Origin of the sequence: Hydrogenophaga pseudoflava NBRC 102511, from assembly GCF_001592285.1 — a bacterium.
Classification (GTDB): domain Bacteria; phylum Pseudomonadota; class Gammaproteobacteria; order Burkholderiales; family Burkholderiaceae_C; genus Hydrogenophaga; species Hydrogenophaga pseudoflava.
The window spans coordinates 70,291-87,717 of sequence record NZ_BCWQ01000012.1; the positions used below are offsets into that span (position 1 = coordinate 70,291).

Genomic DNA, 17,427 nt, shown 5'->3' on the forward strand with positions numbered 1-17,427 from the left:
TCAGACAAGGCTGTTCAGATGGCGCGCAAGCGAGGCCGGGTTCACAAAGGTGAGGTCGTACATGGCCGTGAGGCTGACAGCCTGTTCTTCCGTGATGTCGGTGGCGCAGATGATGAAGCGGCTCCGTTCCACTCCCAGACGCTTGCGAAGGCGCTGGTACTTGTCGATCTCGCGCCGGAACTCACCTGTCTTGCACTCGATGCAGATGGGATTCTGACCGGAGGGCAGCACCACGACATCCAGTTCGTGCATGTCCTCGTTGGGGAAAAGGACCTCCACACCACGGGCGCAGGAAAAACCCAGCTTTCTCGCTTTGAGGTGGTCCACCAGCTCCAGCAGCGCGAACCACTCGAGCCAGGCGCCTTCAAAGAACTGCCTGACCTTGGGCGCGGGCTGGAGTGAAAGCCGGATGACCTTTTCCTGCTTCTGATACTGGTATCGGGCAAACAGGGTGTGGCTGTAGAACTGGCGGCAGAGCGTGGTGAGTGCCAGCACGTCTTTCTGCGCGACGCCGGTCAGATCGATGTTCAGCCCGGTGTGGCTCTTGCGGTAGGACCAGGTGACGCGCTGGATCAGCTCGCCAAACAGCGCATGGTTTTTCCCCAGTTGCTGGGCGGCTTCATCGAAATACCCGCTGGTGTCCACATTGCTGTGATCGAAGCGGGCTTCAATCTGTTTGGCCTTGAGCCAGCGCTCGATGGGCGCGTGCTGGGCGGCCGTTGCAAAGTTTTCCGTGTCGGTGTCCCCGTCAGGTTCTTCCTGCTGAGCGGGCTGGCCCGCATTCGGGTCACCGTCGGCGGCCTGCCGCTCATCTGCCTGCAGGGCCCGGATCTCCCGCATGGCGGCGGCGTAGCGTTCGATCAGCTTCTGAACATAGAACACCGTGTCGAACACCGAACACGGCGCCTGGCAGACGGCGCAGGCCACCTGCGTCCCGGCGACACCCGATTCGCTCACGTGGCCGCATTTGTTGCAGCGATAAACCGGCATGCTTCCCCCCGAAGCGTTGTTGTCTGCGGGGCGTGATGGGCCCCGCGATGGATGTCAGCGCGCCGGGCGAACGGCGGTTTTCGGACGCCAACCCTTGATCACGTCATCGTTGGTTTCGAGGTAAGGCCCGCCGATCAGGTCGATGCAATAGGGCACGGCGGCGAAGATGCCGTTGACGCGCGTGCTGCCGTCGGCGTTTTTCGCGCCTTCCAGCGTCTCGGCGATGGCCTTGGGCTGGCCCGGCAGGTTGATGATCAGGCTGCTGTCGCGGATCACCGCGACCTGGCGCGAGAGAATCGCCGTGGGCACGAAGGCCAGGCTGATCTGGCGCATCTGTTCGCCGAAACCGGGCATTTCCTTGTGCGCCACGGCCAGGGTGGCCTCGGGCGTCACGTCGCGTTTGGCGGGGCCGGTGCCGCCGGTGGTCAGCACCAGGGCGCAGCCGGCGTCGACCAGTTCGATCAGGGTCTGGCTGATGGTCGCCTGCTCGTCGGGGATCAGGCGTTCTTCGAAGGTGATCGGGTTCTTCAGCGCCTTGCCCAGCCACTCGCGCAGGGCCGGCAGCCCCTTGTCTTCGTAGACGCCGGTGCTGGCGCGGTCGCTGATGGAGACGATGCCGATGCGCACCGGGTCGAAGGATTCACTCATGGTCGTCTTCTGAAGAGGTGGGTTCGTCGGTGTCGTCGCGGCTCAGCGCGGCGCGCACCAGCTGGAAGATCTCGCGGTAGGCCTTGCCGTGGCGCTGGGCCTCGCCGGGGCGTTCGGTCACGCCCTGGGCATCCTTGCGGGCCTGGCGGATCAGGGCGCGCAGCGGCTGCACGTCGGTCTCGGGCGCGGCCTGCATCCAGTCGGTGAGCGCGCCGTCGTCGGCGATCAGGCGGTCGCGCCACTGCTCGGCCTGGTGCAGGGCCAGGGTTTCGCGGGCCGAGGGTTTGCGCTGTTCTTCGAGCGCCGCTTCGATGGCGGCGACCGTGCCCTCGTCCAGCTTGCGCATGAGCTTGCCGATGAACTGCATCTGGCGGCGCTTGCCCTCGAAGTTGGTGATGCGCTTGGCCTCGACCAGCGCGTCGATCAGCTTGTCGTCGATGCCCTCGTGCTGCTCGCGCAGCCGGGTCATGAGGTCGCTGCGCAGCGTCAGCAGGCTCTCGCCCAGCGACTGCAGGTGGTCGCTGTGCTTCTTGAGGTCGGTCTTGCTCATGTCGACCGAACCCTTGAGTTCGCGTTTGAGTTCGAGGTCCAGTTCGCTGCCGATGGCGACGAAATGGCCGCGGACGAAGTAGCCTTTTGTGGGTTTGCGGGACATGGGGAAGGGGGAAAGAGGGCGGCAAGTATCATAGCCGCCGACATGAAAAACACCCCCACCGCTCCCGTTTCCACCCCGTCCGATCCCTCCGCACCGCTGGCCGGGTTCCAGTATTCGCGCAGCCGCTTCGAGGAGGTGGTGGACCTTGCGCTGGCCGAAGCGAAGCGTCTCGGGGCGGCGGACGCGGCCGCCGAGGTCTCGGAAGGCGCTGGCCTGAACGTCAGCGTGCGCAAGGGCGAGCTGGAGAATGTCGAACGCAACCGCGACAAGTCGCTGGGCGTGACGGTCTATCTGGGCCGCCGCCGCGGCAACGCCTCGACCTCCGACTTCTCGCCCGGGGCGGTGCGCCAGACGGTGCAGGCCGCCTACGACATTGCGCGCTTCACCGCCGAGGACCCGGTGGCCGGCCTGCCCGACCCCGAGGACATCGCCGACCGCTACCCCGACCTGGACCTGTTCCACCCCTGGGCGGTCACGTCCGACGAGGCGGTCCGGCTCGCGCTGGCCTGCGAACAGGCGGCGTTTGCCACCAGCAGGAAGATCAGCAACAGCGAGGGCGCGAGCGTCTCGGCCCAGCAGTCACACTTCTTCACCGCCCACATGCGCGGCGGCGAGCGCGACCAGCCCGGCATCTTCAGCGGCGGCTACGCCAGCTCGCGCCACAGCCTGTCGGTGGCGCCGATCGCCGGCCGGGGCGCCCACATGCAGCGCGACTACTGGTACTGCTCGGTGCGCGCGCCGCAGGACCTGGCCACGCCCGAGGCCGTGGGGCGCTATGCCGCCGAGCGCGCGCTCTCGCGCCTGAACGCTCGCAAGATCCCGACCACCGAATGCCCGGTGTTGTTCGAGTCGCCGCTGGCGGCCGGCCTGCTGGGCGCCTACGTGCAGGCCACCAGTGGCGGCGCGCTCTACCGCAAGACCACCTTCCTGGCCGACAGCCTGGGCAAGAAGGTGATGGCGCCGCACCTGGACATCGTCGAGGACCCGCACATCGTGGGCGGCAAGGGCAGTGCGCCGTTCGACGACGAGGGCGTGAAGACGGTGCGCCGCAAGGTGCTGTCGGCCGGCAAGGTGCAGGGCTACTTCCTCTCCACCTACTCGGCGCGCAAGCTGGGCATGCGCACCACGGGCAACGCGGGCGGCTCGCACAACCTCACGCTGTCCAGCCGGCTGACGCAGCCCGGCGATGACCTGGCGGCCATGATCCGGAAACTGGGACGCGGCCTGTTCGTCACCGAGCTGATGGGCCAGGGCGTGAACTACGTGACCGGTGACTACTCGCGCGGCGCGTCGGGCTACTGGGTCGAGAACGGCGAGATCGCGTTTCCGGTGCAGGAGATCACCATCGCCGGCAACCTGAAAGACATGCTCAAGGGCATCGAGGCCGTGGGCGCCGACGCCTACACCTACGGTTCCAAAACCGTCGGATCGATCCTCATCAACCGCATGAAGGTCGCCGGGAGCTGAGGCATGGCCCCCACGCTCCGCCGCTGCGCGGGTCGCTCCCCCGGTGCAGGGAAGGGCCCCGGCGGCTGCCGGTGCCTGGGGCTGATACAGCTTGGGGCGGCCCTGCGCTGCATCGCTTGAGGCCCGAGGCGCTCGCGGTCGTGGCCGCCGCCAGCTGGGCGGTGTCCAGTCTCTTCTCCGCGCCGCCGGCGCAGCGCCTGGGGGCGTTTGCCTTCAGCCGCTGGCGCATGCTGTTCGCCAGCGCGATCCTCTGGGCGCTGGCCTTGGCCGGTGGCGGCTGGCGCGATCTGGACGCCGCTGCGGTCGGCCTGCTGGGCCTCTCGGGTGTGGTCGGCATCTTCATCGGCGACACCGCGCTGTTCGCCTGCATGAACCGCCTCGGCCCGCGCCGCTCGGGCGTGCTGTTCGCCACCCACGCGATGTTCTCGGCGCTGCTGGCCTGGTTGTTCCTCGGCGAGCTGATCCAGGGCTGGGCACTGGTGGGCAGTGCGCTGCTGGTGGGCGGCGTGATGATGGCCGTGCTCTGGGGCAAGCGAGAGGATGAGTCGCACGGCTGGGAACAGACGCGCGGCCGCTTGCTGATCGGCGTGGGGCTGGGCCTGGTCGCGGCCCTGTGCCAGTCGGTGGCGACGCTGATGCTCAAGCCGCTGATGGCCACCGGCATCGACGCGGTCAGCGCCTCGGCGGTGCGCATGAGCCTGGCGCTGGCGGCGCACGGCCTGCTGCTGGCCTCGGGCTGGCCGGGCGCTCGGGCCAAACAGCCGCTGCGTGTGCGCGATGCGTTGCTGACCTTCCTGAGCGCGGCGGTGGCGATGGCGCTGGGCATGACCCTGATCCTCTACGCCATGCGCCACGGCCAGGCCGGCCTGGTGGCGATCTTCTCGTCGGTCACGCCGGTGTTGCTGTTGCCGCTGCTCTGGGCGGTCTACCGCCGGCGGCCCGCCATGGGGGCATGGACTGGGGCTGCGCTGGCGGTGGCGGGAACCGCATTCATTCTTTCACGCGGCTGAAGATCACTTTTTCCTCTGCACCACCAGGTTGCGGCGCGCGTCTTCCGGGTAGGCGAAGGTCACCGCGCCGTTCCTCACCTTGCCCATGACCAGCATGTTGGGCGTGACGGCGTCCTTGTCGTCGGCGCTGAAGGGCTTCTCGTAGGTCGAGACCACGCCGTAGTACACGCGCGGGATGTTCTCCAGCGCGGCCTTGACCGCGGGGCCGGTGAACTTGCCGTCGCGGATCGAGAACAGCGCATAGGTCAGCAGGTAGGTGCTGTCGTAGGACTGCGCCGCCGCCATGGGCACGGCAATCTTGTGCTTGTACTTGCGCTGGTAGGCGGTCAGGAAAGCGGCCCGGCGCTCGTTGCTCGGCTCGGCGATGAAGGTCTGGGCCATCAGCGCACCGTCGGCCGCGGCCTTGGCGCCGTCGATGAAGAACGGAAAGGACAGCGGCCAGGCGCCGACCTGCGGCGCGTCCCACTTGAGGTCGCGCATGCCGTTGGCGATGGTCGCGTTCTCCGGGCCGACGGTGTAGCTGAACACCACATTGGCGCCGGCGTCGCGCGCGGCGGCCAGCTCCTTGCCCAGGTCCTTCACGCCCAGCGCGAAGCGGGCCACATGCACCGGCTTGAGCTGCTTGGCCGCCAGCGCCGCCTCCACGTCCTTCATGCCGGCTTCGCCGTAGCCGGTGGTGTCGGCAAAAATCGCGACCTTCGTCCAGCCGCGCTTGAGCAGATCATCAACCACGAAGGGTGCCTGGATCGCGTCGCGCGCCGAGGTGCGGAAGATGTAACTCTGCGGCGCCGGGAACTTGGCTGTCAGCGGCGTGCCGGTGGCGCAGGGGATGATCAGCGGCAGCTGACCGTTCTGGAATACGTCCAGCGACTTGGCGGCCACGCCGGTGTTGCAGAAGCCGATGGTGGCGATCACGCCGGCCGAAGCCAGCTCTTGCGAGCCCTTCAGGCCCACGTCCGGGTTGCCCTGGTCGTCCTTGACCACCAGCTCTAGCGGACGCCCCAGGTATCCGCCAACCGCATTGATCTCCTCGACCGCCAACTGCACGCCGTGCAGCATGGGGTTGCCGAAGTCGGACGAGGGGCCGCTGAACGGGCCGATGACGCCAATGCGCACCGGCTGGGCGGTTGGCGCCTGGGCCAGCGCCAAGCCGGCGGCGCACAGGCCGAGGGCCAGGGTCAGACGGGAGAACAGAACTCGCATGGGGCACCTCCGGAAAAGTGCCGCGAGTGTAGGAACGCAGCTGTCGCCAGCCTGACCCGGTTTACCCTGAAAGGCCGCCGGGTGTTCAGCGTCCTGTCAGCTTGCCAGCGCGGCCTTGACGGCGGCGGACACCTGGCCCATGTCGGCCTTGCCGGCCAGCTTGGCCTTGACGGCACCCATGACCTTGCCCATGTCGCCCGGGCCCTTCGCGCCCAGCGCGCTCACGATGGCCTGGACCTCGGCGGCGATTTCGTCGGCCGACAGGCGGGCCGGCAGGTAGGCCTCCAGCACCACCAGCTCGGCCGCTTCCTTGGCCGCCAGGTCGGCGCGGCCGCCCTGTTCGAAGGCGGTGATCGAGTCCTTGCGCTGCTTGACCATCTTGTCGATGACAGCGATGACGGCGGCGTCGTCCAGCTCGATGCGCTCGTCCACTTCCTTCTGCTTCATGGCCGCGGTCAGCAGGCGGATGGTGCCCAGGCGCTCGCTGTCCTTGGCGCGCATCGCGGCCTTCATGTCGTCGGTGATCTTCTCTTTGAGGCTCATGGTGTGTTCCCGTGGATGTTCTGGAAAACCCGTGATTCTCTCAAACCTGTTCCAGCGCCAGCAGCTCGTCGACCGTCTGGCGGCGGCGGATCAGGCGGTGGCTGTCGCCGTCCACCAGCACCTCGGCCGCCAGCGGACGGCTGTTGTAGTTGCTGGACATGGAGGCGCCGTAGGCGCCGGCGTCGTGCAGCACCAGCAGGTCGCCGACCTTCGCTTGCGGCAGCGCGCGCGTCAGCACCACACCGCCATCGGCCTGGGTGAACACGTCGCCCGATTCGCACAGCGGACCGGCGACCACGGTCTCGACCGTCGGTCGCGGCGTGTCGTCGGCGGGGATCAGGCCCATGCCGTGGAAGGCGCCGTACATGGAGGGACGCATCAGATCGGAGAAGCCGGCATCCACCAAGGTGAAGCGGTTCGACCCCATGGGCTTGGTGGCGCGCACCTCGGTCACCAGCACGCCGGCCTCGGCCACCAGGAATCGGCCGGGCTCCAGTTCCAGGTGCACCGCGTGGCCCAGCTGGGCGGCGATGGCGCGGCGCGCATGGTCCCAGAGGCTGAAGTAGTGCGCGGTGTCGATGCGCGGTTCGCCTTCGCGGTAGGGGATGGACAGGCCGCCGCCGGCCGAGATGGCCTGCAGGTCGATTCCACCAACGTCCGTGGCGCGCTTCACCAGCTGCACCATGGCGTGGCAGACCTCCTGCAGGTGGGCGTAGTCCACGCCGGAGCCGATGTGCATGTGCAGACCCACCAGCGTCAGGCCGTGCTGCTTGACCGCCGCCAGCGCGTCGTCCAGTTCGGCGTGCCAGATGCCGTGCTTGCTGTGTTCGCCGCCGGTGTTGGTCTTGTTGCTGTGGCCGTGGCCGAAGCCGGGGTTGATGCGCAGCCACACGGCATGGCCGGGCGAGACCGCGCCCAGCTGGTGCAGCATGTCGATGGAGCCGGCGTTGACCGGCACACAGTGCTCGACCACGGTGGCCAGGGTGGCGTGGTCGAACAGGTCGGCGGTGAAGACGATGCCCGAGGCGCCCTGGGCGTCCAGGTCGGCAGTGAAGCCGGCGGCCAGCGCGCGCAGGATCTCGCCGCGTGAAACGGCATCGACCACCACGCCCTGTTCGCGCATCAGGCGCAGCAGGTGGATGTTGGAGTTGGCCTTCTGGGCGAAGCGGATGGTGTCGAAGGCGCGCAGCTCGGCGATGCGCGCGCGGATGGTGGCGGCGTCGTAGACCCACAGCGGGGTGCCGTGCTGGCGGGCGAGGGACTGGAGGAGGGCGTCGGAAAAGGGGTTCATGGGCACGGATGATCCCGGTTCTGGTCATATTGAGCAATGCCAGATAATTCGGCATCGATTCAAAATTGATATGAAACTGAGCCACCGCCAGATCGACTTTTTCCGGGCCGTCATGGGCACGGGCCACGTCACGCGCGCGGCCGAGCTGCTGCACACCTCGCAGCCCACGGTCAGCCGCGAACTGGCGCGGCTGGAGCAGGTGCTGGGCTTCGCGCTGTTCGAGCGGGTGAGGGGGCGCCTGAAACCCACCGTGCGGGCGCTGGCGCTGATGGACGAGGTGGAGCAGTCCTACGTGGGGCTGGAGCGCATCGCCGCCACGGCCGTGGCGCTCAAGGGCTACGCCCACGGGCGACTTCAGCTGGCCTGCCTGCCCGCGCTCTCGCATGCCCTGCTGCCCGATGCGGTGCGCCGCTTCGCCCTGAAACAGCCCGAGGCGGCGGTGGCCCTGACGCCCATCGAGTCGCCGCAACTGGAGGCCGCGCTGTCCGAGCAGCGTTTCGACCTCGGCCTCTCCGAGCGTCACGAGGCGCCGGCCGCCTGCACGCTGGACACGCTGCTGGTGGCCGACGAGGTGGCGGTGCTGCCGGCGGGGCATGCGCTGGCGCAGAAAGCGGTGCTGGCCCCGGGCGATTTCGCGGGCCAGTCCTTCATCAGCTTCGCGCCGGCCGACCCCTACCGGCAGCAGGTGGACGCGCTGTTCGCCGCGGCGGGCGTGGCGCGCGTGCTGAAGCTGGAAACCCCCAGCGCGGTGTCGGTCTGCGCCCTGGTGCGACAGGGGCTGGGGTTGGGCATCGTCAACCCGCTGACGGCGCTGGAGCTCGCTGGGAATGGGGTCGAGGGTGGTCTGGTGGTGCGGCCGCTGGCTGTGAGCATCCCGTTCCATGTGGCGCTGATCCGGCCGAGCTGGCGCACCGAGCACCCGCTGCGGCCGGACTTCGAGGCCGCTCTGGCCGAGGCGGCCGGCGCCCTGAAAACCCGCCTGGCGTCCGCCGCACAGACGTAAAAAAACCCGCGCGGCGTCCCGGGCGGGTTCTTGTCGAAGCGACTGACGTGTGGATCAGTACAGCTTCTTGGGCAGCTGCATGCTGCGCACGCGCTTGTAATGGCGCTTGACGGCGGCGGCCTTCTTGCGCTTGCGCTCGGCGGTCGGCTTTTCGTAGAACTCGCGGGCGCGCAGGTCGGTCAGCAGACCCAGTTTTTCGATGGTGCGCTTGAAGCGGCGCAGGGCGACGTCAAACGGCTCGTTGTCTTTAACGCGGATGGTGGTCATTAGCTAATGGTTCCAAATGTGCGGGCAGAGGATGGACGGGAAGATCGGGCCCGGCCTTCGTACCAGCGGTTTTCCCCGTCTGAAAACTAGTATTGGCCGACGGGGTTTTGCCAGCAAAGCCTTGGATTATAGCGTTTTGGGTGCTCTTCACAAGCTGGAAGCGCAGGCGTGTGCGCTGGCCCAGGCCCACTGGAAGTTGTAACCGCCCAGCCAGCCGGTCACGTCCACCACCTCTCCGATGAAGTACAGGCCCGGCTGCTTCGACTCCATGGTCTGCTGCGACAGGTCGCGGGTGTCCACGCCGCCCAGCGTCACCTCGGCCTTCTTGTAGCCCTCGGTGCCGGTGGGCACCAGCTCCCAGCGCGCCAGGCGCTCGGCCAGCCGGGCCAGCGCCTTGTCGCTGCATTCGGCCACCGGGCGCTGCCAGTCGGCGTCCTGCGCCACCCAGGCCTCGGCCAGGCGGGTCGGCACCCACTGCGCGAGTTCGTTGACCAGCAGCTTGCGCGAGCGCTGCTTGGCCTCGGCCAGCGCCGCGGGCAGGTCCACCTCGGGTGCCAGATTGATGCGGATCGGCGTGCCTGGCTTCCAGTAACTGGAGATCTGCAGCACCGCCGGGCCGGACAGGCCGCGGTGGGTGAACAGCAGGTCTTCGGCGAACACCGTGCGGTGCTTTTTGTCGCCGGTTTCGATGAGAACGGGCAATGCGAGGCCTGCCAGACCCGCGTAGGGCGCCCAGCCGGCACCGTCGAAGGTCAGCGGCACCAGGCCAGGTCTCGGTTCGACGATCCGCAGACCGAACTGCTGTGCCACCCGGAAGCCGAAGTCGGTGGCGCCGATGGCCGGGATCGACAGGCCGCCGGTGGCAATCACCACCTTGCGGGCCTGCACCAGCCCCCGGTCGGTGTCCAGTTCGTAGCTGCCGCTGGCCGTGGTGCGCAGGTCCTTCACGCCGCAGGGCTGCCAGCGCGCCACGCCACCGGCCGAGCATTCGGCCAGCAGCATGTCGATCAGGTCACCCGCCGAGCGGTCGCAGAAGAGCTGTCCCTTGTGCTTTTCGTGGAAGGCGATGCCGTGCTTCTGCACCAGGGCGATGAAGTCGGTCGGGGTGTAGCGCGAGAGCGCCGAGCGGCAGAAGTTCGGGTTCTCGCCGACAAAGTGCTTGTGCGGCTGGCGCACGTCGATGTCGCGGTTGGTGAAGTTGGCCCGGCCGCCGCCCGAGATGCGCACCTTCTCGGCCACCTTCTCGCTGTGGTCCAGCAGCAGCACCTTCAGGCCGCGCTGGCCCGCGAGGCCCGCGCAGAACAGGCCAGCCGCACCCGCGCCGACGATCACCACATCGAAAGACTGCACCGGGTCAGCCTTTCCAGACAAAGGGGAACTTCACCTGCTTCCAGAACCCGTCGGGCACGTAGTCGCCCAGGACGCCGTACTGGGCCGGCCATTCGCGGTCGCTCTTGACGGCCGTGCCGAACAGGTGGTCGAGGAAGGCGTAGTGCGCGGCGTAGTTGCGGTCCAGCGCCTCCTGGTCCTGGCTGTGGTGCCAGTGGTGGAAGTTGGGCGTCACGATCAGGTGGCGCAGCGGCCCCAGGCGCACGCTGACGTTGGCGTGGTTGAACACGGCCTGGAAGCCGACCACGATGATGTAGGCGTCGATCACGTCCTTGGAGAAACCCAGGGTGAAGATGGGCGCCAGCACCAGAGTGCGGGTGATCAGGATCTCGATCACGTGCTGGCGCGAGCCGGCCATCCAGTCCATGTGCTTGGCGCTGTGGTGCACCGCGTGCAGGCGCCAGAGCAGCGGCACCTCGTGGTAGGCGCGGTGCGTCCAGTACTGCACCAGGTCGGCCACCAGGATGATCAGTGGCAACGCGACCCAGAACGGCAGCGCCGCGACCCAGCCGCGGATGCCGTCGCTGGCGGCCCAGCCGAACAGCTTGTGCACCAGCAGGTTGGTGGCCAGCAGCATGAAGCCGATCAGCATGTGGTTGACGATGAAGTGCTGGAAGTCGGTCTGCCACTCGGGGCGGAACACCGGCTGGTCCTTGCGCAGGCCGAACAGCTTCTCGATGAAGATGAAGATCAGCGCCGAGCCCAGCAGGTCGAGGATGAACCAGTCCAGGCCGATGTAGGGCGTGTGGTCGGGGAAGTTGGGGTCCACCTCCACCTGGTGGCCGCCCAGCAGGGCCGACACCAGCACCAGGGCAAATGCCGAGGCGGCCAGCCAGGGCGCGCGACGGAACACCAGGTTCACCAGGCTCAGAGCGCCCGCGACCACCAGCGACCAGAACAGCAGCTGGCGCATCAGCGCCACGTCGTAGCTCTTGCGCAGCTCGGGTGTGGTCAGGTACTCGGGGAAGTGGAAGGCCATCACGCCGAGGAAGCACAGGCAGGCCAGGGTCAAGGCGATGACGCCGGTGACCATGCCGCGGCCCGTGTGCAGGCTGCCGTGGCTGTCCACGAAACGCTTGAGTTTGTTGATCACGGGCATCCTCCGCCGGCGGCCTTCGCCGCACTTGTATTGGTGTGCGCGGAGTGTAGCGAGGCAGGCCCCCGCGGCCGGTGCTCAGGCGGCGCGCAGGGCCTGCGCGCCCGCCGGCTGCGCCACGGCCGCGATGCCGCGCACCACGTCGCCGACCACGATCACCGAGGGGCTGCCCAGGCCTTCGCGCGCCAGCGTGTCGGTGAGGGCGCCCAGCGTGCCCACCGCGTGGCGCTGCTGCGGCAGGCTGGCGTGCTGGACGATGGCCAGCGGCGTGTCGGCCGGCAGGCCGGTGAGCAGGTCGGACTGGATCTGCGCGGCGCTGGAAACGCCCATGTAGATCACCAGGGTCAGCTTCGCGTCGCGCGCGGTGGCGGCGAGTTGCTGCCAGTCGGTGCCGGCGTCGCCCGGCTTGGCGTGGCCGGTGATGAAGACGACACCGTGCGCATGGTCGCGGTGGGTGAGCGGCGCGCCCAGCGAGGTGAGGCCGGCCAGACCGGACGTGATGCCGTTGATGACCTGCACCGCGATGCCGGCCTCGCGCAGGTGTTCCACCTCTTCACCGCCGCGACCGAAGATGAAGGGGTCACCGCCCTTGAGGCGGACCACGACCTCGCCTTCGCGCGCGGCCATGATCATGAGCTTCTCGATGAAGGCTTGCGGCGTGCTCTTGCAGCCACCGCGCTTGCCCACGTGCACGATGCGCGCGCTGGGGGAGGTATGGGTCAGCACGCCGTCGCCCACCAGGTCATCGACCAGCAGCACGGTGGCCGCGGCGATGGCTTTGGCGGCCTTGATGGTCAGCAGTTCCGGGTCGCCCGGACCGGCACCCACGAGGGTGACGGTGCCTGGGAGGAACTGGCTTTCGGAAGTGATGACGGTGGCGGGCATGTTCATGGGGTGCTGACCGCAGCGACGCGGTTTGTCTCTGTTGTGGCGGGGCGAGAGACTTCTTGCAGGATGTGTGCCACCTGCAGGGCAATCGGTGTGGGCACGGGCAGGCGGCCGTCCAGCACCGCACGGATGTAGGCGGCGGTCGCGTCGGCCGAGATGACCCTGGGCAGTTCGGGCAATGCGGCCAGCGAGCCTTCCTGTGCCTGCTGCAGCAGGATGCGTTCGCCGTCGCGGAAGGCGTCCATCTGCGGCGTGCGGCGCGCATCGGCCACGGGTTCGCCTTCGGTGCCGCGCAGCAGCAGGGCGTGTGCGCCGACCAGGGCGAAGGTCTGAGCCATCGACACCGCGTACTCCGGGTGGGTGTAGCTGCCCACGATCAGCGCGCGGCCTTCGCACGGGTTCATCAGCTTGACCAGGCTGTGCGCCGGGTTGCGCAGGCCGACCACGCGGCGCACGTCCAGCAGGCGCTTGAGGCCGGGGAAGAACACCTCGGTGGGAACGAAGGCGCAGTCGCCTTCGTTCAACGAACCCACCGCCGAACGGGCCGGCTGGCCCAGTGCGGCGAACACCGCTTCGCTGGTCACGCGTTTGTCCTCGGTGGCGGTCCCGTGCACCAGCACCGCCGCACCTTCGCGCGCCAGCAGCAGGGCCAGCAGGGGAGTGAGCACCGGCAGCTTGCGCGCACCGTTGTAGCTCGGCAGCACCACGGTGGTGAGCCCGTTGTCCGGCAGGCGCTGCAGGCGGGCGTGGGTGGCGTCGAGGAAGCCGGCCATCTCGTCCGGCGTCTCACCCTTGATGCGCATGGCCAGGCAGAAGCCGCCTACTTCCAGGTCGGTCACGGCGCCGTCCAGCACCTGGCCGAACAGGTCGGCGGCCTGTTCGCGCGTGAGCGAACGGGCGCCGTCCTTGCCGCGCCCGATCTCTTTGATGTAGTGGCTGATGCTCATGGGCCGACATTGTCCGCGAGGTCAGATGACTGCGGGTTATATGGCTACCAGGGATGCGGGCACGGCCTTCACCAGCCGCCGCAGTTCCGGGATGCAGGAGCCGCAGTTGGTGCCGCACTTGAGCTGGCCCTGCAACTGCGCCAGACGCTGGTCGTCGGTGCCGCCGCAGCGCGGCAGCGCACCCCGGATCGCGTCTTCGCCGACATTGAAGCAGGTGCAGACCTGGGGGCTTTTCGCGACCACCGCCACCGGGGCCGCAGCGCCGGGCATCAGCAGCAGGCGGCCGTAGCGGCCGGCGGGCAGTTCGTCCTGCAGCAGGGTCTTGATCCAGGACTCGGCGCTGGTGTCGCCGGCCAGCAGGAAGGCGTCGAGCGTGATGTCGTCACCGGTGCGCTGCAGGCGGGCGCTGCGGCGCTGCTGGCGGCGCTTGTCGGCGTAGCGCAGGGTGTCGGCGGTGGTCAGGCCCAGCAGCGCTTCGATGCGCTCCACCAGCGCGGGCTCCGGTGCTTCGTGCGCGGCGGCGCGGAACAGCACGCCGGTGCGTTCGCGGCCGAAGGGCACGCAGGACGCGAACTCGAACGACGGCATCAGCGCGCGCAGTTCGGTCAGCGCCGTCAGCGCCGTGGCTTCGGACAACCAGGCCACGCCCAGCAGGGCCCAGGGCAGTTCGGCCTTGAGAACCTTCACGGCCGCGTGCTTGAGTTCGGGCTGTTTGGACGTGGGGCAGTAGGCCGAGGTGGTGATGGCGTTGACACCCGCCAGCGGCTCGCCCTGGCTGCTGCGGCCGCTCAGGTATTCGGGACCCCAGTGCATGGCGATGAAGGCCTGCGTGGTGTGGACGGTGCGCGAGCCCTGCACCGGCAGCACGATGGAGCCGCGCTTGCTGGTGACGTGCACCAGCTCGCCGTCCTTGAGGCCGCGGCGCTCCATGTCCTGCGGGTTCATCTGCACCGCGGGTTCGGCCACATGGCCGAACAGGCGGCCGATGGTGCCGGTGCGCGTCATGCCGTGCCAGTGGTCGCGCAAGCGGCCGGTGGTCAGCGAGAAGGGAAAGCGCGATTCGCGCACCTCCGCGGTGGGCTGGTAGCGCAGGGCAGCGAACTTGGCCTTGCCGTCGGCGGTGGGGAACACGCCGTCTTCGTACAGCCTTGCCTGGCCGCTGGCCTCGCCCTCGCGCAGCGGCCAGCTCTGCGGGCCGCGCTGCTCCAGCATGGCGTAGCTCAGGCCGGTGATGTCGAGATCGCGGCCGCGGGTGGATTCGCGGTGTTCGTTCCAGATCGCTTCGGGCGTCTCGTAGGGGAAGAGGGTGGGCTGGCCGGGGCGCAGCTGTGCTTCCAGGCGGCGCGCCACATCGACGGCGATGCGCCAGTCGTGCCGCGCCTCACCGGCGGCGGGCACGGCGGCGCGCACGCGGCTGATGCGGCGTTCGCTGTTGGTGACGGTGCCTTCCTTCTCGCCCCAGGTGGTGGCGGGCAGCAGCAGGTCGGCGAAGTCGCAGGTGGCGGCGGTGGCGAAGGCTTCCTGCACCACCACGAATTCGGCGCGCTGCAGGGCGCGGCGCACCGTGGCCTGGTCGGGCATGGACTGCGCGGGGTTGGTGCAGGCGATCCACAGCGCCTTGATCTCGCCGTCGGCGGCGGCCTGGAACATCTCGACCGCGGTCTTGCCTGGCTTGCTCGGCACATCGGCCACACCCCATAGCGCCGCCACTTCGGCGCGGTGCGCGGGGTTGGCCAGGTCGCGGTGGGCGGACAGCAGGTTGGCCAGGCCACCGACCTCGCGCCCGCCCATGGCGTTGGGCTGGCCGGTCAGGCTGAAGGGGCCGGCCCCGGGCTTGCCGATCTGGCCGGTGGCCAGGTGCAGGTTGATCAGGCTGGCGTTCTTGGCGGTGCCGCTGCTGCTCTGGTTCAGGCCCTGGCAATACAGGCTGAGCGTCGGTCGGCGATGTGCGAACCCCTGGCCGTCAAGGCCAGCGAACCACCTTGCGGCCTTGAACAGGTCTTCCTTGGAGATGCCGCAGGTCTGCGCCACCACGTCGGGCGTGCAGTCGCGCACCAGCGCCTTCAGTTCGTCGAAGCCGTTCGTGTGCGCAGCGATGTAGGCGTTGTCGGTCCAGCCTTCCCACAGCATCACGTGCAGCAGGCCGTGGAACAGCATCACGTCGGTGCCCGGCAGCAGGGGCAGATACAGGTCGGCCAGTTCGGCGGTGTCGGTGCGGCGCGGGTCGGCCACGATCACCTTCATGCCTGGGTTCTTCTGCTTCGCTGCCTCGATGCGGCGGAACAGGATGGGGTGGGCGTAGGCCGCGTTGCTGCCGACGATGAACAGGCATTGCGCGTGGTTCACGTCGTCGTAGCAGGCGGGCGGCGCGTCAGCGCCCAGCGTGGCCTTGTAGCCGGCCACCGCGCTGCTCATGCACAGGCGCGAATTGGTGTCGACGTTGTTGGTGCCGATGAGGCCCTTGGCCAGCTTGTTGAAGACGTAGTAGTCCTCGGTCAGCAACTGGCCGCTGAGGTACAGGCCCACCGCGTCGGGGCCGTGGTCGCGCACGATGCGGCCGAACTCGCCGGCCACGCGGTCCAGCGCCGCGTCCCAGCCCAGGGCCACCGGCGCCTGGCCGCGCTGCAGCCGCTGCATGGGTTGCAGCAGGCGGGTCTGGCGCGTGATGGCGGGCGTGGCCGTCAGGTGCAGCGTGCTGCCCTTGGTGCAGAGCTTGCCGAAGTTCGCGGGGTGATCCGGGTCGCCGCGCACACCGGTGATCTGCGGCCCATCGGATTCGATGATGACGCCGCAGCCCACACCACAGTACGGGCAGGTGGAGCGGGTTTCGGTCATGGGCTCAGGCCTTGGCGGTGCGGCGGGCGGGGCCGGCGATCGGACGCTCCAGGTCGGTCGCGTGCGACGCGAGCTGCGTGGCGTCCAGGAACACCTGACCGTTCTCCACCTTCACGCTGAACTTGGGCGTGCAGCCCTCGTCGGGCGCCGACGCCTGGCCGTCGCACAGGCCGATGGTCCAGTTGTGCAGCGGGCAGGCCACGTGGGTGCCGAAGACGATGCCCTGGCTCAGCGGGCCGCCCTTGTGCGGGCAGCGGTCGAGCAGGGCGAACACCTCGTCCTGGTCGTTGCGGAAGATCGCGACGTCCAGGCCCTGCTCGCGCGCCACGCGGCGCGAGCCGAGCACGGGGATGTCGTCAACCTGGCAGATGGGGGTCCATTGGCTCATGTTCATGGGGCTTTCTCTGTAATCAGGACTTCAGGTTGGCGTAGAGATTGGTGACGCGGTCCATCACGCTGAGCAGGTTCTCGCTGGTCACGAACACGTCGGACAGCGGTTTGGCCGTGGCCGCGGCACCGGACTGCACACGCTGCAGGGCCTGGTCGAAGAAGAACCACTGGCCATCGGCCAGGCTGAGTTCGTCGCGGATGCGGGACGTGGCTTCGGGCGCCTCGCGCAGCGTGGTCATGGCTGCCAGGAACTCGGTGCGGGCCTTGCCGATCTCGGCGAGCGCTGTCGAAGCGTCCACCGGCAACGCGGCTGCGAAGTAGAACTTGGCCATGCGCTGCGAAAGCATTCGCTGGCGGCCCGCGACGTTGACCAGCTTGCCGACGGGCTGGCCCATGGCGGCCTCGTACTGCACCGTGCCCTGGTGGGCCAGTGCCAGCACACGGGCGTCCGCCTTGAGCAGCGCGGCAGAACCGGCCTTGCTGGGCGCGGCGCCGACGAGCGCGGTCTTGTAGTCGCTCCAGGCGGCTTCCAGCGTGGTGTAGGTCTCGCGGATCTCGGGCGACGGCGCGTAGGCCTTGAGCTCGACCAGCTGGCGGTCGAACAGCGCCATCGACTTGTCGAGCACGGCCTGGGCCGACCGGTCCTCGGTCTTGTGCACCATTGCGAGCCAGGCCTTGCCCATGCGCTGCGAGAGCATGCGCTGACGCCCGGCCTTGTTGATCGCATCGGCGAGGTCGCTGACCTGGGCGTTCACACCCAGGGGCAGGGAGCCTGCCAGGATGAGCACGTCGCGTCGTTTCATGA

At 68.6% G+C, this 17,427-nt stretch carries 17 protein-coding genes; 3 read left to right on the forward strand and 14 right to left on the reverse strand.

Features of this window, described 5'->3' with window-relative positions:
- From HPS01S_RS15265 to yjgA, 3 genes are all read right to left on the reverse strand, one after another.
- Positions 1-957, reverse strand: a complete 957-nt coding sequence (locus HPS01S_RS15265; protein WP_255284222.1) for a PDDEXK family nuclease — start codon at positions 955-957, stop codon at positions 1-3.
- An 87-nt stretch (positions 958-1,044) separates the two neighbouring features.
- Positions 1,045-1,638, reverse strand: a complete 594-nt coding sequence (mog, locus tag HPS01S_RS15270) for a molybdopterin adenylyltransferase (protein WP_066157945.1) — start codon at positions 1,636-1,638, stop codon at positions 1,045-1,047.
- Positions 1,631-2,293 carry a ribosome biogenesis factor YjgA gene (gene yjgA, locus HPS01S_RS15275; protein WP_066157948.1) on the reverse strand — a complete coding sequence of 221 codons (663 nt, stop codon included), beginning with the start codon at positions 2,291-2,293 and terminating at the stop codon, positions 1,631-1,633. The genes mog and yjgA overlap by 8 nt, the downstream gene beginning before the upstream one ends.
- 42 nt (positions 2,294-2,335) lie before the next feature.
- Between yjgA and pmbA the strand changes: the two genes are divergently transcribed.
- Complete coding sequence (gene pmbA / locus HPS01S_RS15280) at positions 2,336-3,760, forward strand: metalloprotease PmbA (RefSeq protein WP_066157950.1); 1,425 nt, start codon at positions 2,336-2,338, stop codon at positions 3,758-3,760.
- Between the two features lie 140 nt (positions 3,761-3,900).
- Positions 3,901-4,770 (forward strand): DMT family transporter, encoded by an 870-nt coding sequence (locus HPS01S_RS15285; protein ID WP_443093508.1) that lies wholly within the window; start codon positions 3,901-3,903, stop codon positions 4,768-4,770.
- 3 nt (positions 4,771-4,773) lie between these two features.
- Here HPS01S_RS15285 and HPS01S_RS15290 read toward each other — a convergent pair whose 3' ends face one another.
- The 3 genes from HPS01S_RS15290 to lysA all read right to left on the reverse strand — a co-directional run bounded on the left by HPS01S_RS15290 (position 4,774) and on the right by lysA (position 7,807).
- Positions 4,774-5,973 carry an ABC transporter substrate-binding protein gene (locus HPS01S_RS15290; RefSeq protein WP_066157956.1) on the reverse strand — a complete coding sequence of 400 codons (1,200 nt, stop codon included), beginning with the start codon at positions 5,971-5,973 and terminating at the stop codon, positions 4,774-4,776.
- 96 nt (positions 5,974-6,069) lie between these two features.
- Complete coding sequence (locus tag HPS01S_RS15295; protein WP_066157959.1) at positions 6,070-6,516, reverse strand: GatB/YqeY domain-containing protein; 447 nt, start codon at positions 6,514-6,516, stop codon at positions 6,070-6,072.
- Between the two features lie 40 nt (positions 6,517-6,556).
- On the reverse strand, positions 6,557-7,807 hold the full coding sequence (gene lysA, locus HPS01S_RS15300) for a diaminopimelate decarboxylase (protein WP_066157962.1): 1,251 nt from the start codon (positions 7,805-7,807) through the stop codon (positions 6,557-6,559).
- Positions 7,808-7,877: 70 nt separating this feature from the next.
- Here lysA and HPS01S_RS15305 point away from each other — a divergent pair, with 70 nt between their 5' ends.
- Complete coding sequence (locus tag HPS01S_RS15305; RefSeq protein WP_066157965.1) at positions 7,878-8,810, forward strand: LysR family transcriptional regulator; 933 nt, start codon at positions 7,878-7,880, stop codon at positions 8,808-8,810.
- A 54-nt stretch (positions 8,811-8,864) separates the two neighbouring features.
- Here the strand turns inward: HPS01S_RS15305 and rpsU are convergent, their stop codons facing one another.
- The 8 genes from rpsU to HPS01S_RS15345 all read right to left on the reverse strand — a co-directional run bounded on the left by rpsU (position 8,865) and on the right by HPS01S_RS15345 (position 17,425).
- Positions 8,865-9,077 carry a 30S ribosomal protein S21 gene (gene rpsU, locus HPS01S_RS15310; RefSeq protein WP_056273869.1) on the reverse strand — a complete coding sequence of 71 codons (213 nt, stop codon included), beginning with the start codon at positions 9,075-9,077 and terminating at the stop codon, positions 8,865-8,867.
- Between the two features lie 147 nt (positions 9,078-9,224).
- On the reverse strand, positions 9,225-10,427 hold the full coding sequence (locus tag HPS01S_RS15315; RefSeq protein WP_066157968.1) for a BaiN/RdsA family NAD(P)/FAD-dependent oxidoreductase: 1,203 nt from the start codon (positions 10,425-10,427) through the stop codon (positions 9,225-9,227).
- Between the two features lie 4 nt (positions 10,428-10,431).
- Positions 10,432-11,499 (reverse strand): sterol desaturase family protein, encoded by a 1,068-nt coding sequence (locus HPS01S_RS15320; protein WP_371836600.1) that lies wholly within the window; start codon positions 11,497-11,499, stop codon positions 10,432-10,434.
- Positions 11,500-11,640: 141 nt separating this feature from the next.
- Positions 11,641-12,447: a uroporphyrinogen-III C-methyltransferase gene (gene cobA, locus HPS01S_RS15325; RefSeq protein ID WP_066157975.1), complete on the reverse strand. Its 807-nt coding sequence runs from the start codon at positions 12,445-12,447 to the stop codon at positions 11,641-11,643.
- Positions 12,448-12,449: 2 nt separating this feature from the next.
- Complete coding sequence (gene ybiB, locus HPS01S_RS15330) at positions 12,450-13,397, reverse strand: DNA-binding protein YbiB (protein WP_066157979.1); 948 nt, start codon at positions 13,395-13,397, stop codon at positions 12,450-12,452.
- 36 nt (positions 13,398-13,433) lie between these two features.
- Positions 13,434-16,232 (reverse strand): nitrate reductase, encoded by a 2,799-nt coding sequence (locus tag HPS01S_RS15335; RefSeq protein ID WP_066157981.1) that lies wholly within the window; start codon positions 16,230-16,232, stop codon positions 13,434-13,436.
- Positions 16,233-16,236: 4 nt separating this feature from the next.
- Complete coding sequence (gene nirD / locus HPS01S_RS15340) at positions 16,237-16,620, reverse strand: nitrite reductase small subunit NirD (protein WP_066158169.1); 384 nt, start codon at positions 16,618-16,620, stop codon at positions 16,237-16,239.
- 22 nt (positions 16,621-16,642) lie between these two features.
- On the reverse strand, positions 16,643-17,425 hold the full coding sequence (locus tag HPS01S_RS15345; RefSeq protein WP_066157982.1) for a type IV pili methyl-accepting chemotaxis transducer N-terminal domain-containing protein: 783 nt from the start codon (positions 17,423-17,425) through the stop codon (positions 16,643-16,645).
- Between the last annotated feature and the right edge of the window lie 2 nt (positions 17,426-17,427).